Annotated in this window: 22 protein-coding genes; 11 read left to right on the plus strand and 11 right to left on the minus strand. The window is 56.6% G+C overall.

What is annotated here, in order from left to right:
- Window positions 1-44 precede the first annotated feature (44 nt).
- Complete coding sequence (locus RTN40_RS02080) at window positions 45-1787, plus strand: alpha,alpha-trehalase (RefSeq protein ID WP_312226987.1); 1743 nt, start codon at window positions 45-47, stop codon at window positions 1785-1787.
- Window positions 1788-1907: 120 nt separating this feature from the next.
- Window positions 1908-4022: a TonB-dependent siderophore receptor gene (locus tag RTN40_RS02085; protein ID WP_312226988.1), complete on the plus strand. Its 2115-nt coding sequence runs from the start codon at window positions 1908-1910 to the stop codon at window positions 4020-4022.
- A 54-nt stretch (window positions 4023-4076) separates the two neighbouring features.
- Here RTN40_RS02085 and RTN40_RS02090 read toward each other — a convergent pair whose 3' ends face one another.
- Window positions 4077-4331 (minus strand): GlsB/YeaQ/YmgE family stress response membrane protein, encoded by a 255-nt coding sequence (locus RTN40_RS02090; RefSeq protein WP_312209394.1) that lies wholly within the window; start codon window positions 4329-4331, stop codon window positions 4077-4079.
- A 210-nt stretch (window positions 4332-4541) separates the two neighbouring features.
- On the opposite strand from RTN40_RS02090, the gene RTN40_RS02095 reads away from it, so the two are divergent.
- Window positions 4542-5273 carry a flagellar brake protein gene (locus RTN40_RS02095; protein ID WP_312226989.1) on the plus strand — a complete coding sequence of 244 codons (732 nt, stop codon included), beginning with the start codon at window positions 4542-4544 and terminating at the stop codon, window positions 5271-5273.
- A 1-nt stretch (window position 5274) separates the two neighbouring features.
- Here RTN40_RS02095 and emtA read toward each other — a convergent pair whose 3' ends face one another.
- Window positions 5275-5886: a membrane-bound lytic murein transglycosylase EmtA gene (gene emtA, locus RTN40_RS02100; protein WP_312226990.1), complete on the minus strand. Its 612-nt coding sequence runs from the start codon at window positions 5884-5886 to the stop codon at window positions 5275-5277.
- A gap of 123 nt (window positions 5887-6009) precedes the next feature.
- Between emtA and ldcA the strand changes: the two genes are divergently transcribed.
- Window positions 6010-6924 carry a muramoyltetrapeptide carboxypeptidase gene (gene ldcA, locus RTN40_RS02105; RefSeq protein ID WP_312226991.1) on the plus strand — a complete coding sequence of 305 codons (915 nt, stop codon included), beginning with the start codon at window positions 6010-6012 and terminating at the stop codon, window positions 6922-6924.
- 142 nt (window positions 6925-7066) lie between these two features.
- Complete coding sequence (locus RTN40_RS02110; protein ID WP_312226992.1) at window positions 7067-8800, plus strand: potassium/proton antiporter; 1734 nt, start codon at window positions 7067-7069, stop codon at window positions 8798-8800.
- 49 nt (window positions 8801-8849) lie between these two features.
- Here RTN40_RS02110 and dadX read toward each other — a convergent pair whose 3' ends face one another.
- Together dadX and RTN40_RS02120 are read right to left on the minus strand one after the other, a co-directional pair.
- Complete coding sequence (dadX, locus tag RTN40_RS02115) at window positions 8850-9920, minus strand: catabolic alanine racemase DadX (protein ID WP_312226993.1); 1071 nt, start codon at window positions 9918-9920, stop codon at window positions 8850-8852.
- A 9-nt stretch (window positions 9921-9929) separates the two neighbouring features.
- Window positions 9930-11231, minus strand: a complete 1302-nt coding sequence (locus RTN40_RS02120; protein WP_312226994.1) for a D-amino acid dehydrogenase — start codon at window positions 11229-11231, stop codon at window positions 9930-9932.
- A gap of 350 nt (window positions 11232-11581) precedes the next feature.
- On the opposite strand from RTN40_RS02120, the gene RTN40_RS02125 reads away from it, so the two are divergent.
- On the plus strand, window positions 11582-13114 hold the full coding sequence (locus RTN40_RS02125) for a SpoVR family protein (protein ID WP_312209384.1): 1533 nt from the start codon (window positions 11582-11584) through the stop codon (window positions 13112-13114).
- A gap of 41 nt (window positions 13115-13155) precedes the next feature.
- On the opposite strand, the gene fadR is transcribed toward RTN40_RS02125, so the two are convergent.
- Window positions 13156-13875 (minus strand): fatty acid metabolism transcriptional regulator FadR, encoded by a 720-nt coding sequence (gene fadR / locus RTN40_RS02130; RefSeq protein WP_312226995.1) that lies wholly within the window; start codon window positions 13873-13875, stop codon window positions 13156-13158.
- A 287-nt stretch (window positions 13876-14162) separates the two neighbouring features.
- Here fadR and dsbB point away from each other — a divergent pair, with 287 nt between their 5' ends.
- Complete coding sequence (dsbB, locus tag RTN40_RS02135) at window positions 14163-14693, plus strand: disulfide bond formation protein DsbB (RefSeq protein WP_312226996.1); 531 nt, start codon at window positions 14163-14165, stop codon at window positions 14691-14693.
- Here dsbB and RTN40_RS02140 read toward each other — a convergent pair.
- Window positions 14690-15130, minus strand: coding sequence for a YcgN family cysteine cluster protein (locus RTN40_RS02140; RefSeq protein ID WP_312226997.1), 441 nt, complete (start codon window positions 15128-15130; stop codon window positions 14690-14692). The two genes, dsbB and RTN40_RS02140, sit on opposite strands and share 4 nt — an antisense overlap.
- Window positions 15131-15288: 158 nt before the next feature.
- On the opposite strand from RTN40_RS02140, the gene RTN40_RS02145 reads away from it, so the two are divergent.
- Window positions 15289-15933 carry a DNA-binding protein gene (locus tag RTN40_RS02145; protein WP_312226998.1) on the plus strand — a complete coding sequence of 215 codons (645 nt, stop codon included), beginning with the start codon at window positions 15289-15291 and terminating at the stop codon, window positions 15931-15933.
- A 35-nt stretch (window positions 15934-15968) separates the two neighbouring features.
- Here RTN40_RS02145 and RTN40_RS02150 read toward each other — a convergent pair whose 3' ends face one another.
- From RTN40_RS02150 to RTN40_RS02160, 3 genes are all read right to left on the minus strand, one after another.
- Window positions 15969-16682, minus strand: a complete 714-nt coding sequence (locus tag RTN40_RS02150) for an RES domain-containing protein (RefSeq protein ID WP_312226999.1) — start codon at window positions 16680-16682, stop codon at window positions 15969-15971.
- 201 nt (window positions 16683-16883) lie between these two features.
- Entirely contained in the window at window positions 16884-17543 is a 660-nt protein-coding gene (locus tag RTN40_RS02155) for a fumarylacetoacetate hydrolase family protein (protein WP_312227000.1), read from the minus strand.
- A gap of 55 nt (window positions 17544-17598) precedes the next feature.
- The gene (locus RTN40_RS02160) at window positions 17599-17883 is read right to left on the minus strand and encodes a YcgL domain-containing protein (protein ID WP_312209378.1); all 285 of its coding nucleotides are present in this window, start codon (window positions 17881-17883) and stop codon (window positions 17599-17601) included.
- A gap of 122 nt (window positions 17884-18005) precedes the next feature.
- Between RTN40_RS02160 and minC the strand changes: the two genes are divergently transcribed.
- Genes minC through minE form a run of 3 tightly spaced genes read left to right on the plus strand, consistent with a single transcriptional unit; the run spans window position 18006 to window position 19821 of the window.
- Window positions 18006-18716 (plus strand): septum site-determining protein MinC, encoded by a 711-nt coding sequence (gene minC, locus RTN40_RS02165; RefSeq protein WP_312227001.1) that lies wholly within the window; start codon window positions 18006-18008, stop codon window positions 18714-18716.
- A 22-nt stretch (window positions 18717-18738) separates the two neighbouring features.
- The gene (minD, locus tag RTN40_RS02170; protein WP_312227002.1) at window positions 18739-19551 is read left to right on the plus strand and encodes a septum site-determining protein MinD; all 813 of its coding nucleotides are present in this window, start codon (window positions 18739-18741) and stop codon (window positions 19549-19551) included.
- A gap of 3 nt (window positions 19552-19554) precedes the next feature.
- Window positions 19555-19821: a cell division topological specificity factor MinE gene (gene minE, locus RTN40_RS02175; RefSeq protein ID WP_042391279.1), complete on the plus strand. Its 267-nt coding sequence runs from the start codon at window positions 19555-19557 to the stop codon at window positions 19819-19821.
- A gap of 99 nt (window positions 19822-19920) precedes the next feature.
- Here minE and rnd read toward each other — a convergent pair whose 3' ends face one another.
- Together rnd and fadD are read right to left on the minus strand one after the other, a co-directional pair.
- The gene (gene rnd / locus RTN40_RS02180) at window positions 19921-21048 is read right to left on the minus strand and encodes a ribonuclease D (protein ID WP_312227204.1); all 1128 of its coding nucleotides are present in this window, start codon (window positions 21046-21048) and stop codon (window positions 19921-19923) included.
- Between the two features lie 70 nt (window positions 21049-21118).
- Complete coding sequence (fadD, locus tag RTN40_RS02185; RefSeq protein ID WP_312227205.1) at window positions 21119-22804, minus strand: long-chain-fatty-acid--CoA ligase FadD; 1686 nt, start codon at window positions 22802-22804, stop codon at window positions 21119-21121.
- Window positions 22805-22814: the final 10 nt, after the last annotated feature.

Raw genomic sequence — 22814 nt, forward strand, 5'->3', positions numbered from 1 at the left:
GTTGATTACAGCGGGACGCTGTTCATTGCTAAGGAGAATAATAGATGAGAAGAAATTTATCGCGCCGACCCCGGACGCTGTTTTTTGCCATGCAGCTGGCGCTGGGGGGCGCGTTTCTCGCGTTGACTTCCGCACAGGCGCTGGCCGCTGAAGCTGAGAGCCAGTCCCCACCGCAGTCTCCGGATATTCTGCTGGGACCGCTGTTTGCCGACGTGCAGACCGCCAAGCTCTTTCCCGATCAGAAAACCTTCGCTGACGCCGTACCAAAAAGCGATCCCTACATGATCCTCGCCGACTACCGGATGCAGCGTAACCAGTCCGGCTTCGATCTACGCCACTTTGTTGAGATGAACTTTACCCTGCCGGCTGAAAACGAAAAGTACGTTCCGCCTGCCGGGCAGACGCTGCGCCAGCATATTGACGGCCTGTGGACGGTGCTGACCCGCACCACCGATCGCACCAATAAATGGGATTCACTGCTGCCGCTGCCTGAGCCATATGTCGTGCCCGGGGGCCGCTTCCGCGAGATCTACTACTGGGACAGCTACTTCACCATGCTCGGCCTGGCCGAAAGCGGCCACTGGGATAAAGTGGAAGATATGGTGGCGAACTTCGCCCACGAAATCGATGCCTGGGGCCACATTCCTAACGGCAACCGGACCTACTACCTCAGCCGCTCTCAGCCGCCGTTCTTCGCCTTTATGGTGGAGTTGCTGGCAAGCCATAAGGGTGATGAAGCTCTGAAGAGCTACCGTCCGCAGCTGGAGAAAGAGTACAGCTACTGGATGGAGGGAGCAGACACGTTGCAGCCGGGCCAGGCCAACAAGCGCGTGGTGAAACTGGATGATGGCTCTGTTCTTAACCGCTACTGGGACGATCGCGATACTCCGCGTCCGGAATCCTGGCTGGATGACGTGACCACCGCGAAAAACAATCCAAATCGCCCGGCGACGGAGATCTATCGCGACCTGCGTTCTGCCGCCGCTTCGGGTTGGGACTTCAGCTCGCGCTGGATGGACGACCCAAACCAGCTTGGCAGCATCCGCACCACCAGCATCGTGCCGGTGGATCTCAACGCCCTGATGTTCAAGATGGAGAAGGTTCTGGCCCGCGCCAGCCAGGCCGATGGAGACAGCGCCAAATCGAGCCAGTATGACGCTATGGCCAACGCCCGCCAGAAAGGGATGGAGGCCAACCTGTGGAACGACAAAGAGGGCTGGTATGCGGATTACGATCTGAAGACCAAAAAAGTACGTAGCCCGCTGACGGCGGCGGCGCTCTTTCCACTTTACGTGAACGCAGCGGCCAAGGATCGCGCTGACAAAGTCGCGGCGGCGGCCGAAGCGCATCTGCTTAAGCCCGGCGGCATCGCCACCACTACGGTCAACAGCGGTCAGCAGTGGGACGCCCCGAACGGCTGGGCGCCGTTGCAGTGGGTAGCCACTACCGGGCTGCAAAACTACGATCAGGACAAGCTGGCAATGGACGTCACCTGGCGCTTCCTCTCAAACGTACAGCATATCTACGATCGCGAGCAGAAGCTGGTTGAGAAGTACGATGTCAGCAGCACCGGCACCGGCGGCGGCGGCGGTGAGTACCCGCTCCAGGACGGCTTCGGCTGGACTAACGGCGTCACGCTAATGATGCTGGATCAGGTCTGTCCGAAAGCGCAGCCGTGCGACAGCGTGCCAAAAACGCAGCCTGCTGCTGCGGCATCCGCTGCGCCAGCTACCGCCCAACAGCCTGCCTCGCAGAACGCGTCTGAAGCACAGAAGGTGGCTCAGTAAGCCATACTCAGGCCTGCTACCAGATTTGGTAGCAGGCCTGACAAGCGCGACGCTAAAGCTTGTATACCTTAATATAAACAATAATAATTCGCATTCCGCTTAAAAGAGTATGGATTGCGAATGAAAACAACATTAAAACATTCTGTCTGGTTTTGCGCGCTGGGCATTGCCCTTCCCCATGCCGTTCTGGCTGAAGATACCGTCGTGGTCAACGCGACAGCCCCCCAGTCGGCCACCGCGCCAACCCAGGGCTACACCGTGCAGAGCACGCGCGGTGCGACCAAAACCGATCAGCCTCTGATTACCACCGGTCAGTCTGTGTCGGTCGTGACGCGCCAGCAGATGGAAGATCAGGGGGTGATGAACGTTAACCAGGCCCTGAGCTATACGCCAGGGGTCAACTCCAACTTTGGCGGCGGCGCGACGCGCTTTGATACCGTGTCACTGCGCGGCTTCCACGGCGGTGACGTCGATAACATCTTCCTTGACGGCATGCGCCTGATGAGCGACGGCGGAAGCCACAGCGTATTGCAGATCGATCCGTGGTTCATTGAGCGCATCGACATAGTGAAAGGTCCCTCCTCTGCGCTGTATGGCCAGAGCGTGCCCGGCGGGCTGGTCAACCTCACCTCGAAGCGTCCGCAGTTTAAGTCCGAGGGCCACTTCCGTCTCTCCGGCGGCACGCAGAATACCAAGGGCGGCGCGTTTGATTACACCGACGCTATCAACGACCAGTGGGCGTTTCGCCTGATCGGCATGACCCGCAGCAGCGACACCCAGTATGATAACACCCGTGAAGAGCGCTATGCTATTTCGCCATCGCTGCTCTGGCAGCCGGACTCCGATACCAGCCTGCTGCTGCGAGCCTATCTACAAAAAGATCCCTCCGGTGGCTACCACGGCTCGCTGCCGATGGATGGCGCACGTTTTGCCCACAACGGTAAAAAGCTGTCGAACAGTACCAATGAGGGTGAGAGCGGGGACGGTTACCGCCGCCGGGAGCAGCTCTATAGCGTAGAGTTCGATCACCAGTTCAATGACGTCTGGTCGGTACACTCCAGCGGCAGCTATACCCATGCTAACGTGGCGCTCGATCAGGTCTATCAGACCGGCTGGATCGACAACTCAGACAATCTTGCCCGAGGCTACAGCGGCTCCCGTGGCTCTCTCGATGCCTGGTCTACCGATAACCGTCTGCAGGCTGATTTTGCCACCGGCGAGGTGATACATACCGTGGTCTTCGGCGGAGAGTATCACCGCTACCGCAACGATCTCTGGACCGGCGCAGGCAGTGCCGCCCCGCTTAACCCCTTCACGGGCTATACGCCGCAGCACGGTTACACTGTCACCTATAACGATGACAATAACCGTCGCTATTACCAGGCGGGCGCTTACCTCCAGGATGAGATGGTGTGGAACCGCTGGCACCTGGATCTCTCTGGACGCTATGACCGTATCGTCTCCGAGCAGGTCAGCGATACCGCTGACACCGACAGCCGCCGCTCTGACGATCACGTCAGCAGCCGCGCCTCCCTGCTCTACGCTTTTGAAAACGGCCTCTCACCCTACCTGAGCTACAGCCAGGCGATCACCCCAGCCTCGCTGCCGGGCGCAGATGGCAAGCTGTTGAAGCCGACCACCGCCGAGCAGTATGAAGCGGGCCTGAAGTTCCAGCCGCCGGGCACGTCGGATATCTATAGTATCGCTATCTACGATCTGACGCAGAAGGATGTGGCAACCCGCGATATTAATATCGCTACCGCCACCTACCTCCCCGCCGGGAAGGTGCACTCCCAGGGCGTAGAGATCGAAGCGCGTAACCAGCTGACGCCGCGCCTGAGTACTATCGCAGGTTATACCTGGAACCACCTGCGCTTCGAGGATTCGCTTGACGGCAACGAGTCTAATACGCCGCAGCTAACCCCGGATCAGATGGCCTCCCTGTGGGCGCACTATCAGTTTGATTATGGCTTAAGCGTGGGCGCGGGCGTGCGCTACATTGGCAAGCAGTACGCCGATGATGCCAACACGTCACGGCTGCCGTCGGTCACGCTGTTTGATGCCTCGGTCAGAGCCGATCTCGGTGCATGGTCACCGCAGCTGAAGGGCGCATTTGTCCAGGTTAACGCCAATAATCTCGGCGATCGGGACTACATTTCAGGCTGCTACGGGACAAATAACTGTTACTTCGGCGCGGAGCGTAGCATTCTCGCCACGGTGGGGTATGATTTTTGATAGGTTAAGATAAGAGATATGCCAGCCGACAGCATCGCCGGCTGGCATGGAACATTAGTTCCGACGCACCATCCTGTAGATAGCCAGAACCACGATCGCACCCACTACGGCGACGAGGAAACTTGGTAAATTGAAGCCTGTTACGTCACCGCCAATACCGAACATGGTTGCCAGCCAGCCGCCGACCACCGCACCGACGATACCCAGGATAACGGTGATGATGAATCCACCCCCGTCGCGGCCTGGCATGATGAACTTAGCGATAATACCGGCAATAAGGCCAAAAATAATCCACGCAATAATACCCATTTTGCGTTGTCTCCTTTTACATGGTTGCTTACTTTGCAGGCCAAAACGCCTGCACCGTGAATTGAGTATAGGCAATAGTTCCAAAAAAGGTTAAATGTCACAGACTTATTAATTTTATGTCGTTAAAAAAATTTACATTACGGCTGAAGTTCCCGCCCCGACTGCCGATAAGACAACGAAGGGCTATCAGTCATCAAGGAGCCATCCGGCGTGAGCAACTACAGTGAGCAGTTCCTGAAACAATCCCCTCTGGCCGTTTTGGGCGTCCTGCGCGATCTGCACAAAGAGCAGGTGCCGATCTGTATTTCCTGGGGGAGCGGCCAGTTCATCAGCAAGATCCTCGATGCGGATCTCGACAGGCTGGTGGTGGATCTCGGCAGTCAGGAGTACGAGAACAAAGCGGTGCAACGCGTAGAGAGCGTTACCATCACCGCAGAGACCCGGGGGGCGAAAGTTGAATTTACCGCCTCCGGATTAAGCATGGGCGATTTTCAGGCGCTGCCGGCGTTTGTCACGCCGCTTCCCGCCTCCCTGTTTTTTATTCAGCGCCGGGAATATTTCCGCATCAGCGCCCCGCTGCATCCAGCCTATTTCGGTAAAGCCATGCTGCCGGACAAGAGTCCTATGCGCTTTCGCCTGTTTGACCTGTCGCTGGGCGGGATGGGCGCGCTGCTGGAGGGTGCAACGCCAGAGGGGGTTAAAGAGGGACAGCGTTTCTCACAGATCGAGCTGGATATGGGCGGCTGGGGGCAGTTCTATTTTGATGCTCAGCTCATCTCTATCAGCGAGCGTAAGGTGGTGGACGGCAAGAACGACACTGTCACCACCCCGCGACTCAGCTTTCGATTTCTGAATACCAACCCGGCAGTGGAACGCGAACTCCAGCGAATTATCTTCTCGCTGGAGCGTGAGGCGCGCGAGCGGGCCAGTAAGGTGCGATGATCTACATCGCATCCATGGCTTTCTGTACTTTCCAGATATAGCGAGGTGCCTGCGGCGCAGGATGGTTTTCGGCCACGTGCTCGACAAACTCATCCGCGTCCAGATCATTGATCTCGCTTATCGCCTTCTTGCGATCCGATGAGAAGGTGCGCAGCAGCGCCCCTGCGCCGTTGACATAGGAGACCACCAGCGCGTATTGCATTACTTCCGGATCTTTGATGCCGGCAAGTACGCCATGTTCAAGAATGCTCAGGTAAGCAGTCCCCATCGAGATATTGCGCTCAGGATTTTTCAGCTCGCTGGTGGAAGGCTGTCCGCTCCAGCCCATATGCCGGTAAACCTCTCTCCCGGCGGTGGAAGCCTTGAGCTGCATCAGCCCCACGGCATTAGATTTACTCACCAGCGTCGGGTTTCCGCCAGACTCAACGGCGATGATGGCCGTCACCAACCGCGGACTGACGCCCCACGCCGCACCCGCTTTCTCGCTGATCGGCATCCACTGCATAGCCCGTTTAACCGGCACCTCCGGATCCCACGGCGGGTTTTTATAATCCTGTTTTGAACTACACCCTGCCAATAGCACCGCCAATAACGCAAACCATCTCAATTTCACACCAACAATCCTTTTACCGGGAGTTTAGATGACAATAATAAACCTAAGCGGCATCATAACCGTTTCACCTACTATTTCACCTACTCATCGATATTTCACTTACAATGTCAGCAAGGATTTGCCATGTCCCGGATTCATCTGATCGCCCCCTCAGGCTACTGTATCAATCAGCCCGCCGCCGTCAGAGGCATTCAACGCCTTGAGGCCGCAGGTCATCGCGTAGAGAACCAGCAGGTTATTACCCGCCGCGACCAGCGCTTTGCCGGCTGTGACGCCGAGCGGGTGGCGGATCTAAACCGGCTGGTTACGCTGACCGGGGCAAACACCATTGTGATGCCGGTACGCGGCGGCTACGGGGCCAGCCGCCTGCTGGACGAGATCAACTGGCAGGGGCTGGCCGACCGCCAGCGCCGGGATCCGCTCCTGATCTGTGGCCACAGTGATTTTACCGCCGTGCAGCTTGGCCTGCTGGCGACGGATAACGTCATCACCTTTTGCGGGCCGATGCTGGCGGGTAACTTTGGCGCTGAGGTGCTGGATGATTTTACGATGGAGTACTTCTGGCGCGCGCTACGGAATGAAACCTTTACCGTGACCTGGCAGGGCGATGGCCCGGCGTGCGACGCCGAGGGAACGCTGTGGGGCGGCAACCTGGCGATGCTGGTCTCCCTCATCGGCACGCCGTGGCTGCCCGCGATTGAAGACGGCATTCTGGTGGTTGAGGATATCAACGAGCACCCTTTCCGCGTCGAACGCATGCTGCTGCAGCTGCACCATGCTGGCATTCTGTCACGCCAGAAGGCGCTGATCCTGGGCAGCTTCAGCCACAGCGCACCTAACGATTACGATGCCGGGTTTACCCTGGAGTCGATGATAGCCTACCTGCGTACCCGCCTGCCGATCCCCGTGGTAAGCGGCCTGGCGTTTGGTCACGAACCGCAAACGGTGACCCTGCCGCTGGGTGCTCAGGCACATCTGCGGCATCAGGGTTTTCATACGCAGCTTACCCTTAGCGGCCATCCCGTTTTAAGTAAATAAAAATATCGTTTTTAGCCTCTTTTAAAACGCTGTACGTGGCGTGGATATGGTAAGGTTTTAGAGGGTCGTGCCGCGCCATCTCTGGCGCAAGCGTCCACGACCCCGTTTGCGTCGTCATTGTATGTAGAGGAGAAAAACGACATTGGAAGCTGAGGCAATCATCGGTCTTTTTATTTTGGGTTCAGTGCTTGTAACCTGCAGTATTTTATTAAGTTCTTTTTCATCACGCCTTGGTATTCCTATCCTGGTTATCTTTCTTGCTATCGGTATGCTGGCCGGTGTCGATGGCGTCGGCGGCATCCCTTTTGATAACTACCCCCTCGCCTACATGATCAGTAACCTCGCGCTGGCGATTATTCTGCTGGATGGTGGCATGCGCACCCAGGCCAGTTCGTTCCGCGTCGCCCTTGGCCCCGCCCTGTCGCTGGCGACGGTCGGGGTGCTGATCACCTCTGGACTCACCGGCATGATGGCCGCCTGGCTGTTTAAGCTGGATCTGATAGAGGGCCTGCTGATCGGTGCCATTGTCGGCTCGACGGATGCGGCGGCAGTCTTCTCCCTGCTGGGCGGCAAAGGGCTTAACGAACGCGTTGGCTCGACGCTGGAGATTGAGTCCGGTAGCAACGATCCGATGGCCGTTTTTCTGACCATTACCCTGATTGACATGATCCAGCATCATCAGCTCGGGCTGGACTGGAAGTTCGCCTTGCATATCGTTCAGGAATTTGGTCTCGGTGTGATTGTCGGCCTGGCGGGGGGTTACCTGCTGCAGCAGATGATCAACCGTATCGCGCTCCCCTCCGGGCTATACCCGCTACTGGCGCTGAGCGGCGGGATCCTGATCTTTGCCGTGACCACCGCGATGGAGGGCAGCGGCATCCTGGCTGTCTATCTGTGCGGATTTGTGCTTGGCAACCGCCCCATCCGCAACCGCTATACTATTCAGCAGAACTTTGACGGGCTGGCCTGGCTGGCGCAGATCGGTATGTTCCTTGTGCTTGGGCTGCTGGTGACCCCTTCCGACCTGCTGATGATTGCCATTCCGGCCCTGCTGCTCTCGGCGTGGATGATCTTTGTCGCCCGTCCAATATCGGTCTTTGCTGGTCTGCTGCCGTTTCGCGGCTTCAACCTCCGGGAGCGCATCTTTATCAGCTGGGTGGGACTACGCGGCGCGGTGCCGATTATCCTTGCAGTATTCCCGATGATGGCGGGCCTTGAAAACGCCCGGCTGTTCTTCAACGTCGCCTTCTTCGTGGTGCTGGTCTCGCTGCTGTTCCAGGGCACCTCCCTTAGCTGGGCGGCGAAAAAGGCCAAGGTAGTTGTGCCGCCGGTAGGCTGGCCTGAGTCGCGGGTCGGACTGGATATCAGCCCGGAAAACGCGTGGGAGCAGTTTATCTACCAGCTGAGCGCTGACAAGTGGTGTGTCGGGGCAGCCCTGCGGGATCTGCATATGCCACCCGAGACGCGCATTGCGGCCCTGTTCCGCGGCAATACGCTGCTTCACCCGACCGGTAGCACCCATCTGCAGGAAGGCGACGTGCTGTGCGTCATTGGTCGCGAGCGCGACCTGCCTGCGCTGGGCAAACTCTTTAGCCACTCGCCGCCGGTGGCGCTGGATCAGCGCTTCTTCGGTGACTTTATTCTGGAGGCCAGCGCCAAGTTTGCCGACGTGGCACTGATCTACGGTCTCGATCAGGGCATGGAGTATCCCGATAAACAGCAGACGCTGGGGGATATCGTGCAGAAGCTGATTGGCGCTGCACCGGTGGTGGGTGACCAGGTAGAGTTTGCCGGCATGATCTGGACGGTGGCGGAAAAAGAGGATAATGCGGTACGTAAGGTGGGTGTACGCGTAGTGGAGCACGAAGGAGAGTAATGTATCGCCGGGTGGCGGCTACGCCTGACCCGGCCTACTCACCCTTAGGTTACACTGTCACGACTGGGACACGAGGTGCAAGCGCACTCATTAGCTCGTAGCCCACCGTGCCCGCCGCTGCGGCCACGTCATCTATCTTGATCTCGCGGCCCCACAGCTCCACCGGCGTACCGATCCCGGCCTGCGGACAGGGAGTGAGATCCACCGCCAGCATATCCATTGAGACGGTGCCTACAATGCCCGAGCGTACGCCATCCACCAGCACCGGCGTACCGTCAGGGGCGTGGCGCGGATAGCCATCGGCATAGCCCGCTGCAACAATGCCGATCCGCTGCTCCCCGCTGGCCTGATAACGCCCACCGTAACCCACCCGATCGCCGCGCTTCAGGGTCTGCACGCCGATAATCTCGCTATGTAAGGTCATCACCGGCTTGATGCCGCTGTTAGCCACGTCGTGCCACTGCCCGGAGGGCGACGCGCCGTAGAGAATAATGCCCGGCCTGACCCAGTCAAAATGGGCTTCAGGGTGCCAGAGCGTTGCCGCAGAGTTAGAGAGCGAGCGCGGACAGTTAAGCCCCTCCGCCGCCTGCTCAATCCGTGCCATCGCCTCTACAATGCCATCGGGCTTCTCGCCGGTGGCAAAGTGCGACATCAGCGTCATCTGGCCGACGTTTTTCATTGCCCGCAGCTGCTGCCATACCGAGCTTACCCGCTCGGGCATAAACCCCAGCCGGTTCATGCCGCTGTTGACCTTCAGGTAGATATCCAGCGGCGCGCTAAGCCGGGCATTCTGCAGCGCCTTCAGCTGCCAGTTGCTGTGGATGGTGGTGGTCAGGCGCAGGCTGTCCAGCAGCGGCAGCTCCTCGGCGTGAAAGAACCCCTCCAACAGCAGGATCGGTCCCTTCCAGCCGCGCTCGCGCAGCAGCACCGCCTCTTCCAGATTCAACAGGGCAAAACCGTCCGTCGTGCCCAGCGCACGCCAGATGCGATCGATTCCATGCCCGTAAGCGTTGGCTTTAACCACTGACCAGACCCGTGCCGCAGGTGCGGCACGGCGAACAACTTGTAAATTATGCTGTAAGGCCGATAGATTAAGCGTGGCCTGAACAGGACGCGTCATGACTGCCCCTTATGTATTCTGTACGCCATGCAGATGGCTGGCCCGTGCCGGGGTAAAATCGGTGTTGTAGCGGGCCACGCCTAAATCATCATGCGGAATGGCCGGTGAGCGGCCAGAGATCAGATCGCTGAGTAACTGACCCGAGCCACAGGCCATCGTCCAGCCGAGGGTACCGTGCCCGGTGTTGAGCCAGAGATTCTTAAACGGCGTACGCCCTACTACCGGCGTGCCGTCTGGGGTCATCGGACGCAGCCCGGTCCAGAAAGTCGCCTCCTCAACGCGGCCGCCGCGGGGGAAGAGATCGCGCACTACCATCTCCAGCGTCTCCCGACGCGGTTGCAGCAGCTCGGTGTTGAAACCAACGATCTCTGCCATGCCACCCACGCGGATGCGCCGATCGAAGCGGGTAATCGCAATCTTGTAGCTCTCATCAAGGATAGTCGATACCGGCGCACCGCTCTCCTCCGCCACGGGAATAGTGAGCGAGTAGCCCTTCAGGGGGTAGACAGGAATATCGACAATGCCTTTCAGCATGGCGGTGGAGTAAGAGCCAAAGGCCATTACGTAGGCATCAGCCTTGATCACCTCATCACCACACTTCACGCCGTAGATCTTTTCACCTTCGTAAAGCAGGCGATCGACCGGGGTGTTATAGCGAAACACCACCCCTGCCTCCTCGGCCATCAGCGCCAGCCGTTGGGTAAAGAGCTGGCAGTCGCCGGTTTCGTCATTGGGCAGGCGCAGGCCGCCGGTCAGCTTGTGTGCTACCTCGGCCAGGGCCGGTTCAACCTCTGCCAGTCGAGCGGACTCCAGCAGCTGATAGGGTACGCCAGCCTCTTCCAGCACGGCGATATCCCGGGTGGCATTCTCATACTGCTGGGCGGTGCGGAAGAGCTGAAGCGTGCCGCCCTGCCGACCTTCGTACTCGATACCGGTACTGTCGCGCAGGGTCTTCAGGCAGTCACGGCTATATTCCGCCAGACGCACCATTCGCTCCTTGTTCTCCATATAGTGGCGGGTGTCGCAGTTGCGTAGCATTTGCCACATCCACTTTAGCTGAAAGGCCGTACCGTCAAGGCCAATCGCCAGCGGTGCATGGCGCTCGAACATCCATTTAATCGCTTTCAGCGGCACCCCCGGTGCGGCCCAGGGCGAAGCATAGCCTGGTGAGATCTGCCCGGCGTTGGCGGCGCTGGTTTGCAGCGCCGAACCGGGTTCCCGTTCAACTACCGTTACCTCATGGCCCGCCTGACTCAGATACCAGGCGCTGGTCACGCCCACGACGCCACTTCCCAGAACCACAACGCGCATAGCCACTCCCTATGAGTAAAACTGACGAGTTAAGAATATTCATCGGTTAAGAACAATCATCTGATTACAAATTGATAACCCAGATGAAAATGTTATTCAACATACGGCTTTTTTATGGTGACTTATCTCACATCTCTACCCATAGCTGCCGACAGGGGCTATTTGGCATCTCCTGCTAACCGCTCTTTTAACGCAGCATAAAATGTGGCAAACGGCGCGCCTTTCCCCCTTTTTGCACGGTGAAATGGCGAAGAAAAAATTTCCCCGCCAGCACGGTTTCCGGTGCGGTGATCTATGCTTGAAAGGAGACTCTCCTGCTAGAGAGGGTCGCCAACAATGAGGGTGCGCTAATGGCTACGATTGATTCCATGAACAAGGACACCTCCCGTCTCAGCGATGGACCCGACTGGACATTCGAACTGCTTGATACCTACCTGGCCGAGATCGATCGGGTGGCTAAACTCTACCGGCTGGACACCTATCCCCACCAGATCGAAGTCATTACCTCTGAGCAGATGATGGACGCCTACTCCAGCGTCGGGATGCCCATTAACTATACACACTGGTCATTCGGTAAGAAATTTATTGAGACCGAGCGGCTCTATAAGCATGGGCAGCAGGGGCTGGCCTATGAGATTGTGATCAACTCCAACCCCTGTATCGCCTACCTGATGGAAGAGAACACCATTACCATGCAGGCGCTGGTGATGGCGCATGCCTGCTACGGACACAACTCCTTTTTCAAAAATAACTACCTGTTCCGCAGCTGGACCGATGCCAGCTCTATCGTTGACTACCTGATCTTTGCCCGAAACTACATTACCGACTGCGAAGAGCGCTATGGTGTGGTGGAGGTAGAGAAGCTGCTCGACTCCTGCCATGCCCTGATGAACTACGGCGTCGATCGCTACAAACGCCCGCAGAAGATCTCCCTCCAGGAGGAGAAAGCGCGGCAGAAGAGCCGGGAAGAGTATCTCCAGAGCCAGGTGAACACCCTGTGGCGTACCCTGCCGAAGCGCGAGGAGGAGAAGACGGTTGCCGAAGCGCGGCGCTACCCCTCTGAGCCGCAGGAGAACCTGCTCTACTTTATGGAAAAAAATGCGCCGCTGCTGGAGCCGTGGCAGCGCGAGATCCTGCGCATCGTGCGTAAGGTAAGCCAGTACTTCTATCCGCAGAAACAGACCCAGGTAATGAACGAGGGGTGGGCTACCTTCTGGCACTACACCATCCTTAATCATCTCTATGATGAAGGGAAAGTGACCGATCGCTTTATGCTGGAGTTTCTCCACAGCCATACCAACGTGGTATTCCAGCCGCCCTACAACAGCCCGTGGTATAGCGGTATCAACCCTTACGCGCTGGGCTTCGCTATGTTCCAGGATATCAAGCGCATCTGTCAGTCCCCTACCGAGGAGGACAAGTATTGGTTCCCGGACATCGCTGGCTCTGACTGGCTGGAGACGCTGCACTTCGCGATGCGCGATTTTAAAGATGAGAGCTTTATCAGCCAGTTCCTGTCACCGAAGGTGATGCGTGATTTCCGCTTCTTTAGCGTGCTGGACGACGATCGCAATAACTACCTGGAGATCGCGGCCATCCATAACGAAGATGGTTATCGGGAGATCCGGGCTAAGCTCTCGGCGCAGTACAATTTGAGCAACCTTGAGCCGAATATTCAGGTGTGGAACGTCGATCTGCGCGGGGATCGCTCCCTGACCCTGCGCTATGTGCCGCACAACCGTGCGCCACTGGATAAGGGCCGTCGGGAGGTGCTGAAGCACGTGCACCGTCTGTGGGGATTTGATGTGATGCTGGAACAGCAGAACGAAGATGGCAGCGTGGAGCTGCTGGACCGCTGCCCGCCGCGCCAGAATAGCCTGTAATACCTAACCCCCTCTCCTGGCAGAGAGGGGGTTATTTGAGCCTATCGCCCCTGGATAGCGAGATCGCCCGGTAGGGTTTTCTGCATCCGGTGCCAGATATCCCCGCTGTCGCGTCCGTAGTGGCGCACGATCTCATAGACCTTGTCATGCTCGCCGCGCTCGCACACTTCGCCAAGGCGATGGTAGAAGCCCAGCGCCAGGCTGCGCGCCTCAGGGTTGGCAAAGTAGTGGCGCCCGATACGGGTGTACAGCCCCTTCATGCCGTTGAGGATCAGCCCGTAGATAGGGTTGCCCGAAGCGAAGGCCAGTCCGCGGAAAATGTTGTAGTCCAGCTCGGCAAAGGCATCGGCGTGATCTTCCACCTCGCGGGCGCGGGCCAGCACCTCCTGCGCCTCTTGCGGATGCTGACGAAACGCAGTGCGGATAAAGATGGTGGCGATATTAGTGCGCACCGAGAGCAGATTATCAATCAGCTGCGGCACGCTCTCGTGATCGAGCCTGGCCAGCGTCTCAAGAATATTGAGCCCTGACGTCTCCCAAAAGTTATTCACTTTGGTGGGCTTACCGTGCTGGATGGTCAGCCAGCCGTCACGGGCCAGCCGCTGTAACACCTCACGCAGCGTAGTGCGGGTAACGCCAATCAGTTCGGAAAGTTCTCTTTCAGCTGGCAGGATCGTTCCCGGTGGAAAGCGATTATTCCAGATACTTTCAATGATGTACTCTTCCGCGAAACCCGCCGGGCTCTGCGCCTTAATGACCATAGAGAAATTTCCATTACACAGCGAAACAAAGAGACTCATCATACCAGAGCGAGGGGGCAGCAGATAGCGTGAAACAGGAAGAAAAAGGGATCGCCGTTCTGTTTTTACGCTTTTCTTAAACGCCCATTTTCAGCGTTTTGTGCTAGCCGTTTTGCCCGTGACGCGCTTTTGCGCTTCTACCATAAAAACCGCTTATCCCCCGCTCTTTCTCCCTCTCCTGAACCCTTTGTCATCGCAGGGTAAATTCGTTTACACTGCGCTGTCTAGCATCTCCCAGGGAAATGATTATGTTGCGATTTTTAAACACGTGCTCTCGCGGGCGCGGGGCCTGGCTACTCATGGCCCTGACGGCGTTTGCGCTTGAGCTGGTGGCGTTATGGTTCCAGCACGTGATGCTGCTTAAACCGTGTGTTTTATGTATTTATGAACGCTGTGCGCTGTTTGGGGTGATGGGTGCAGGGCTGGTGGGGGCGATTGCGCCAAAAACGCCGCTGCGCTACGTCGCCATTGTTATCTGGCTCTATAGCGCCTGGCGCGGCATTCAGCTGGCCTGGGAGCATACGATGATCCAGTTGCATCCCAACCCGTTTATGACCTGCGACTTCGCCGCCCGTTTCCCGAGCTGGCTGCCGCTGGATAAGTGGCTGCCGCAGGTGTTTGTTGCTTCTGGCGACTGCGCCGAACGCCAGTGGTCCTTTCTGACCCTCGAGATGCCGCAGTGGCTGGTGGGGATCTTTATCGCCTACTTTGCCGTCGCCCTTCTCGTGCTGATTGCCCAGGCGTTCAAACCAAAAAAACGCGATCTTTTTGGTCGTTAAGCGCCGGGCTTGTTGAGGATGTGATCCTCCCAGTCGCGTACCTCGGACTCCGTCACCGCAATGTGGCGGACCGAGATGCGCTCGGCATGCATCGCTGCTTTTGAACCGCTACGCAGCGGATGCCAGATCGGCAGCGCTTTCCCCTCCGCCAGCAGACGATAGGCACAGGTCGGCGGCAACCACTCAAAGGTCGGCAGGTTCTCCCGCGTCAGCTTGATGCAGTCCGGTTCATACTCGAAGCGCCGCTCGTAGTTGCGGCACTGGCAGGTTTTGATATTTAGCTGGCGGCAGGCGACGTTGGTGAAGTAGATCTCGTCGGTGTCCTCATCCTGTAGCTTGTGCAGACAGCACTGCCCGCAGCCGTCGCACAGCGACTCCCACTCGGCATCGGTCATTTGCTCAAGGGTTTTACTCTGCCAGAAAGGTATATCGCTCATAAGGAAGTCCGCCGTGAAATTTCAGCTGCACCTTATAACCACTCTGGCACATTGATGCAAGTTTTGCCGCCTGATTACTACCGTTACTCAATAAAAAACGCATCCATTTGACCATTACGAAATCAAAGAATAAAATAATGGTCAAATGGAGGTCTCTTATGATTAAAAATGCCAGAACAGAAAACGCTCTCAACATGACTCCCAGGCTATCTGAGTATCAGCTGAACCTTCTGAAAAGGATTAATAACCTTGCCGTCTCATTAATGCCTGAATTTGAAGACAAAAATCAAGCGGTAAACGCGATGACTTTGGATGACGGCTCACTGATGCAGCTGCTTTATACTGTTCAGATGGAGCAAAAAACTCGTGCTTCTGAAGTCGAGATGCGTAAAGTACGTCGCCGTCGCGAGAGCCTGGAGAGATTTTATACGGACCTTCAGAAGCTTGGTGGCACGCTGAAAGTGAATAATGTTGCTGATATTCTCGGTATCACCCGCCAGGCAGTTAACGTACGCGTGAAGAAAAACAAACTATTGGCATTCAAACAGAACGGTGATTTCATTTTCCCTGCCTTTCAGTTTACTGATAAGGGGCTGATACCCGGTTTTGAAGACGTCATGAATGCGTTTGATGAAGACACGCATCCAATGCTCAGGCTGGGGATGTTGAAATCGCCGCTAGTCTTAAACGCTAACGGGCTTTCTAAAACACCTATACAAATCATGCTGGATGGCGCAGATCCCAAAGAGCTAAGCCTTGCAATACGTGCCGCCAAACTTTTTGGCAGCCATGCGGCCAGCTAAACATAAGAGAGGGGCTTGCCCCGCCCCTCTGTGTATTACATTGGTTCAGCAGTAATCTCGAAGCCTAATAGCGTTTCAAACATCTCCTCACCGGACATCGTCGTCTTGTTCCACCATTGCGGAAACATACCAGCATCAGTTTCAAGATAACTGGCATAGGGCACCATTCCGTTCAGAGTGTCAGTAAAGGCTAGCTGATGACCTGGCCGCTCCCAGAAAGCGTAGCAGCGCTTGTAGCGGTTATGTCTGCTGGTGTAGGCAATCCCGTCGAGATCATTGGCAAAACGCGTATATAAAAATGCCATTAGCCATTGAGGGAAGATGTAATCCTCGTTCTCAAGGCTGTCCAGTGGGATATGCAGCAGCTGGCATAACGTGACTACGTCAACTACTTCTACTGGCCTGACGATGTCTATCGAGCACATGTAGTGCTGAGTAAGGACGGACTCTGGATAACTGATAGGACCATGATTCGCTAACACACGGCCATACGCTTCTGCAGCAGCGGTGAGTGCCGAATCAGATGCGTACCATACTCTGATTTTTCCACCGGGAGGGTTATAGCGACCACAGCCTGACGCAGCTACTGGTGCAGCAAAGTTGATGGCGCTACTGTACAGGTTTTTCTGGTGACGCTTTAAAACCCCCACACCCATTGGGATTGTCAACATCGGAAAACGTAGTGAACCTTTTAGCGCTAAAATTCCCTGCGCCACACGATCTTGGTTGAAAATCCATTTATTAATCATGACATTATGCCTTTTATTTGAATTATAGGCTTCTCCATATCAATTTATAAAAACCCTGAGAGACTACCCATCAAGGAGTGTGAAACACCATCGTTTCGCCGATAGTATATAGCCACTCTTAGCAAGGATTTAAGGATATAGTGTTGCGTAGGCCGGGCAAGCATCAGCGGTGCCCGGCATGAGTTCATTAGGTAAGAGGGTTTACAGCACGCGGGTGGTAAGGGACTGGCCGTTAAAGCTCACTTCCAGCTCGTCACCGCTCTGCAGCGGGCCGACGCCTTCCGGCGTACCGGTGAGGATGACGTCCCCGGCGCGCAGGGTAAAGTAGCGGCTCATATAGGCAATCAGCGGCACGATCTTATGGATCATATCTGCCGTAGTGCCCTGCTGGCGCACTTCGCCGTTGATCTTCAGCCCTAGCGGGGTAGCCTGCGGATCGCTCTCAAACTCTGCCGCCGGAATGAAGCCGGAGATCGGGCATGAGTTGTCGAAGCCCTTGGCTTTCTCCCAAGGCTGCCCGGCCTTCTTCATTTTGCCCTGGATATCACGCAGGGTGAGATCCAGCGCAACGCCGTAACCGGCAATCGCCTGTCGGACATGATCTCCTGAGGCCTGGCGCAGCGTAGCACCAATCAGCACTGCCAGCTCAACCTCGTGGTGCACCGATCCCAGCCCCTGCGGCAGGGCCAGCGGCTGACGCAGATCGCAGAGCGCGGTTTCAGGCTTGATAAACAGCACCGGCTCTTCCGGCGTAGCGCTGCCCATCTCCTGAATATGTTTCGCATAGTTACTGCCAACGCACACAACCTTACTGACGGGAAAATCTAACAGCGCACCCTGCCAGTTATGATGCTGATACATGTTACCCCCTGAGTAACCCATTGAACGCGAGTGAAATTTGACTATCACCGCCGTCTCAGGATTTGTCAATCTTCCCGCTGCTCTGGAGATGCTGCTTAAGGAGATCCTCCTGCGGCGGCGGCATTTGCAGGTAATACCCCTGCTCCTGCAGCGCCTCTTTTACCTTTTGCAAGTCGGCATTGGCTAATTGTTTACGCCCGTCGAGGGGCAGCAGCATCGTCATCACCGGCTGGCCAAAACTTTTCATCAATGCTTCAGGTACCCGAGAAAAATCATCTTTTTTCTCGATATACAAATAGGTCTGTTCACGCTTAGCACTTCGGTAGATCACACAAAACATACTTTTACTCTTAATTAACGGGAGGTGTCTTGCCTCAATATAGCGGGGACTATAACATGCCTGAGAGTCTTCGGAATATCACCCCGTGCACGGGGGATAATAGCTAAATGAGTAAGGTCAGGATGTCAAACACGCCCATCGAGCTTAAAGGCAGTAGTTTTACCTTATCAGTGGTTCATTTGCATGATGCGAAACCCGAGGTTATTCGTCAGGCCTTAGAAGACAAAATCGCTCAGGCTCCCGCTTTTTTACAACATGCTCCCGTTGTTATTAACATTTCCGCGCTGGAAGAGGCGGTAAACTGGTCAGCTTTGCAAAAAGCTATCACCAGTACCGGTTTGCGCATTGTCGGCGTCAGCGGCTGTAAACAGGCCGAGCTGAAGGCTGAGATTGACCGTGCCGGGTTACCCCTGCTCACTGAAGGCAAAGAGAAAGCACGCCAGCAGCCGGCAGAGCCTGTTCCTGCAACGCCTGTTGTCGAAGAGCCAATCGTCGCGCCGATCACAAAAACACGCTTAATTGATGTTCCGGTCCGTTCCGGACAGAGAATATATGCCCCGGGCTGCGATCTGATCGTTACCAGCCACGTCAGCGCGGGTGCAGAGCTGATCGCCGATGGCAACATCCATATCTATGGCATGATGCGCGGACGGGCGCTGGCGGGAGCCGGTGGCGACAGGGAAGCACAAATTTTTTGCACACATCTCACCGCGGAGCTGGTCTCCATCGCGGGAGAATACTGGCTGAGCGAGCAAATCCCGGCCGAATATTATGGCAAAGCGGCACGCCTGCTCCTCGCAGATAACGCTTTGACTGTTCAACCATTGAATTAAGCCCTTATAACAAGGAACTCCTATGGCACGCATTATTGTTGTTACTTCGGGTAAAGGGGGTGTCGGTAAGACCACCTCCAGCGCGGCCATCGCGACTGGTTTGGCCCAGAAGGGAAAGAAAACCGTCGTTATCGACTTCGATATCGGCCTGCGTAACCTCGACCTGATCATGGGTTGTGAACGCCGGGTTGTCTATGATTTCGTTAACGTTATTCAGGGCGATGCTACGTTAAATCAGGCGCTGATCAGAGATAAGCGCACGGAAAGCCTCTATATACTTCCCGCCTCCCAGACCCGTGACAAAGACGCCCTGACCCGCGAAGGCGTCGAGAAAGTGCTCGACGAACTGAAAGCAATGGACTTCGATTTCATCGTCTGCGACTCCCCTGCCGGGATCGAAACCGGTGCGCTGATGGCGCTCTACTTCGCCGATGAAGCCGTTATTACCACTAACCCAGAGGTCTCCTCAGTACGCGACTCGGACCGCATCCTGGGCATTCTCTCCTCTAAATCGCGCCGTGCCGAGAACGGCCATGAGCCGATCAAAGAGCACCTGCTGCTTACCCGCTATAATCCGGGTCGCGTCAGCAAAGGCGATATGTTAAGCATGGAGGATGTGCTGGAGATCCTGCGCATCAAGCTGGTCGGGGTTATCCCGGAAGATCAGTCCGTGCTGCGCGCCTCTAACCAGGGCGAACCTGTGATCCTGGACGCGACATCAGATGCCGGTAAAGCCTATGCTGATACCGTGGAACGTCTGCTGGGAGAAGAACGCCCTTTCCGCTTCATCGAAGAAGAGAAGAAAGGTTTCCTCAAACGCCTGTTCGGAGGATAAATTATGGCATTACTTGACTTTTTTCTCTCACGAAAGAAGAGCACCGCTAACATCGCGAAAGAGCGTCTGCAGATCATCGTGGCCGAGCGTCGTCGTAGCGATGCTGAACCCCACTATTTGCCGCAGCTGCGCAAAGATATTCTGGAAGTGATTTGTAAGTATGTGCAGATCGATCCGGAAATGGTGACGGTACAGCTGGAGCAAAAAGATGGCGACATCTCAATTCTCGAGTTGAACGTTACGCTGCCAGAAGCCGAAGAGACGAAATAACGTTTTATCGTTATCTCGTTCATTAAAAAGGCAGCACGTTAAGCGCTGCCTTTTTTATTTATGCCTGGCTACTGGGTTTATTTACAGTGGCTATTTTCGCTAGCGGGGAAATTCCAGCAGCAGAGCCTGCAGGCTCGTCGCCATTAATTCACCGCGCCAGCCGGAGATTAATTCCGGCAGGGTGGCAAATGGCTTAATATTCCAGTGCCAGTTAAGCAGCTGATTTATTTGCCGACGTGAGGCCAGCAGCTCGGCGCTCACCCCTTTTGCCACGCTCACTTCCTGCACCAGCGCTTTTATCGCTTTAAAGGCCCGGCGATAGCCCGGCATGTCCAGCAGGTTCAACAGCGGCTCCGGGAGCGCTTCGTCCGGCAGCGCCTGGGCCTGAGCGACCATTGCCAGCAGGGTTTTACCGTGGAAGCGGATCTCGCTTCCGGAAAGCCCAATGCTGTCCAGCTCGCCGAGGCTGCCCGGCATATAGCGCGCTACCGCCCACAGATTCTCTTCCCGCACCACAAAGTTTACCGCCAGATCGCGCTCGCGGGCCTTCCGTAAACGCCATGCCGCCAGCAGCTGCAGGCAGGCCAGCTGACGGGTGCGCAGCTGCCAGGCATTGCTAATCTCGCGCCACGCCTCTTCCGGGGCCAGCACCTCCTGACGACGAAGCTGCATAAGACGGCACTCGTCCAGCGCGGCTGGCAGCCAGCCTGCGGTCTCGGTCTCCGCCATCAGCTTGTGGGCGATGGGCAGCAAGTACCAGACGTCGGCCGCCGCGTAGTCGCACTGCCGCTCGGTCAGCGGGCGCGCCAGCCAGTCGGTACGGGACTCACTTTTATCCAGCGCCAGACCGGTGTACTCCTCCACCATAGAGGCAAAGCCCCACGAGAGCGGGCGACCGCTAAAGGCGGCCAGGATCTGGGTATCGATCAGCGGCTGCGGCAGCTCGCCAAATACGTTGAGGAAAACTTCCAGATCTTCACTGCCGGCGTGGAGGAACTTGGTGACCGCGCGATCCATCATCAGCTCACGGAACGGTGCCCAGTCGGTGATCTCCAGCGGATCGATCAGCGAAACCTGCTGCCCGTCGTAGACCTGGATCAGGCCCAGCTGCGGATAGTAGGTGCGGGTGCGGACAAACTCGGTGTCGATGGCAAGAGCCGGAAAGGCGCGCGCCGCCTCACTCATGGCCGCCAGCGCGTCATTGGTGGTGATCATCTGGTAGTTCAAATCATACTCTCTTTGGTTTGCGCCCATAAAAAACGCCGGGCTAACCGGCGTTGGGCGACTCACTCGAAGCTTAGACCTTATTGTCTACTTTGGCACGCGCTTCGTCACGTAATTCTCGCCGTAAAATTTTGCCGACGTTGGATTTCGGCAGCTCCTCACGAAACTCCACCAGCTTCGGTACCTTATAGCCGGTAAGCTGACGGCGGCAGAAAGTGATAAGCGCCTCTTCGCTGAGAGCGGGATCTTTCTTCACTACGAAGATTTTTACCTTCTCACCGCTGCTGCTGGATGGTACGCCAACGGCTGCCACCTCCTGTACGCCAGGGTGCTGCATCACCACGTCTTCGATCTCGTTAGGATAGACGTTGAAGCCGGAGACGAGGATCATATCTTTTTTACGATCGACAATGCGCAGGAAGCCCTCGTCGTCCATCACCGCAATGTCCCCGGTCATCAGCCAGCCGTCCTTGATGATCTCGTCGGTAGCATCCGGACGCTGCCAGTAGCCGAGCATAACCTGCGGCCCTTTGACGCACAGCTCGCCCGGCTCACCGTGTGGCACTTCCCTGCCCTCGTCATCCACCAGCTTCACCTCGGTAGAGGGCACCGGCAGACCGATGCTGCCGCTGTGGTAGTCGATATCGTGCGGATTAACGCTGACCAGCGGAGAGCACTCGGTCAGGCCATAGCCCTCCAGCAGATACTGCCCGGTAAGCTTGACCCAGCGCTCGGCGACCGCCTGCTGGACCGGCATCCCGCCGCCTGCGGAGAGGTGCAGGGTGGAGAAGTCGAGCTGCTGGAACTCTTTGTTGTTCAGCAGCGCGTTAAAGAGCGTGTTGACCCCGGTCATGGTCGTGAACCGGTATTTAGATAGCTCCTTCACCAGGCCCGGAATATCCCGCGGATTGGTGATCAGCAGGTTCTGCCCGCCCAGCTCGATAAACAGCAGGCAGTTCATAGTGAGAGCAAAGATGTGGTACAGCGGCAGCGCGGTGACCACCAGCTCTTTACCCCGATGCAGCAGCGGCCCGTAGGTGGCGTTCACCTGCTCAAGGTTGGCCAGCATGTTACGGTGGGTCAGCATCGCCCCTTTGGCGACGCCGGTGGTGCCGCCGGTGTATTGCAGAAAAGCGAGGTCGTCCGCCACAACTTCCGGCTTGACGTACTGCATGCGGTAGCCGTTGTGCAGTGCCTGGCGAAACGAGATGGCGTCTGGCAGATGGTATTTAGGTACCAGCCGCTTAACGTACTTGACCACAAAGTTGACCAACGTCCCCTTCGCCGGAGAGAGCTGATCCCCCATGCGGGTCAAAATGACGTGCTGCACCTGGGTCTTGCTCACCACCTTTTCGAGGGTGTGGGCAAAGTTAGAGACGATAACAATAGCCGCCGCGCCGCTGTCGTTAAGCTGATGCTCCAGCTCGCGGGGAGTATAGAGAGGGTTAACGTTTACCACTACCATGCCCGCGCGCAAAATACCAAACAGCGCTACCGGATACTGCAGCAGGTTGGGCATCATCAGCGCCACGCGATCGCCTTTCTTTAACCCCAGCCCCTGCTGGAGCCAGGCGGCAAAGGCCCGGCTGCGCTCCTCCAGCTTGCGGAAGGTCATGGTCTCGCCCATGTTAATAAACGCCGGCTGGTCCGCATAGCGGATCGTGGCGTTTTCGAAGAGTTCCACAAGGGATTGATAGCGATCGGGGTTGATGTCCGCTGGCACGTCGGCGGGATAACGGTTAAGCCAAACCTTCTTCAATGCGTCACCT

The organism is Pseudescherichia sp. (assembly GCF_031987975.1).
Classification (GTDB): Bacteria; Pseudomonadota; Gammaproteobacteria; order Enterobacterales; family Enterobacteriaceae; genus Pseudescherichia.

Excerpts from the sequence above, each read along its gene's own strand:
- RTN40_RS02145 (WP_312226998.1), top strand. The coding sequence starts at position 15,289 with ATGATTAAAAATGCCAGAACAGAAAACGCTCTCAACATGACTCCCAGG.
- RTN40_RS02125 (WP_312209384.1), top strand. The coding sequence starts at position 11,582 with ATGGCTACGATTGATTCCATGAACAAGGACACCTCCCGTCTCAGCGAT.
- RTN40_RS02080 (WP_312226987.1), top strand. The coding sequence starts at position 45 with ATGAGAAGAAATTTATCGCGCCGACCCCGGACGCTGTTTTTTGCCATG.
- minD (WP_312227002.1), top strand. The coding sequence starts at position 18,739 with ATGGCACGCATTATTGTTGTTACTTCGGGTAAAGGGGGTGTCGGTAAG.
- RTN40_RS02120 (WP_312226994.1), bottom strand. The coding sequence starts at position 11,231 with ATGCGCGTTGTGGTTCTGGGAAGTGGCGTCGTGGGCGTGACCAGCGCC.
- RTN40_RS02140 (WP_312226997.1), bottom strand. The coding sequence starts at position 15,130 with ATGAGCGATATACCTTTCTGGCAGAGTAAAACCCTTGAGCAAATGACC.
- minE (WP_042391279.1), top strand. The coding sequence starts at position 19,555 with ATGGCATTACTTGACTTTTTTCTCTCACGAAAGAAGAGCACCGCTAAC.
- fadR (WP_312226995.1), bottom strand. The coding sequence starts at position 13,875 with ATGGTCATTAAGGCGCAGAGCCCGGCGGGTTTCGCGGAAGAGTACATC.
- minC (WP_312227001.1), top strand. The coding sequence starts at position 18,006 with ATGTCAAACACGCCCATCGAGCTTAAAGGCAGTAGTTTTACCTTATCA.
- dadX (WP_312226993.1), bottom strand. The coding sequence starts at position 9,920 with ATGACGCGTCCTGTTCAGGCCACGCTTAATCTATCGGCCTTACAGCAT.
- RTN40_RS02150 (WP_312226999.1), bottom strand. The coding sequence starts at position 16,682 with ATGATTAATAAATGGATTTTCAACCAAGATCGTGTGGCGCAGGGAATT.
- RTN40_RS02160 (WP_312209378.1), bottom strand. The coding sequence starts at position 17,883 with ATGTTTTGTGTGATCTACCGAAGTGCTAAGCGTGAACAGACCTATTTG.
- dsbB (WP_312226996.1), top strand. The coding sequence starts at position 14,163 with ATGTTGCGATTTTTAAACACGTGCTCTCGCGGGCGCGGGGCCTGGCTA.
- RTN40_RS02085 (WP_312226988.1), top strand. The coding sequence starts at position 1,908 with ATGAAAACAACATTAAAACATTCTGTCTGGTTTTGCGCGCTGGGCATT.
- RTN40_RS02155 (WP_312227000.1), bottom strand. The coding sequence starts at position 17,543 with ATGTATCAGCATCATAACTGGCAGGGTGCGCTGTTAGATTTTCCCGTC.
- ldcA (WP_312226991.1), top strand. The coding sequence starts at position 6,010 with ATGTCCCGGATTCATCTGATCGCCCCCTCAGGCTACTGTATCAATCAG.
- RTN40_RS02090 (WP_312209394.1), bottom strand. The coding sequence starts at position 4,331 with ATGGGTATTATTGCGTGGATTATTTTTGGCCTTATTGCCGGTATTATC.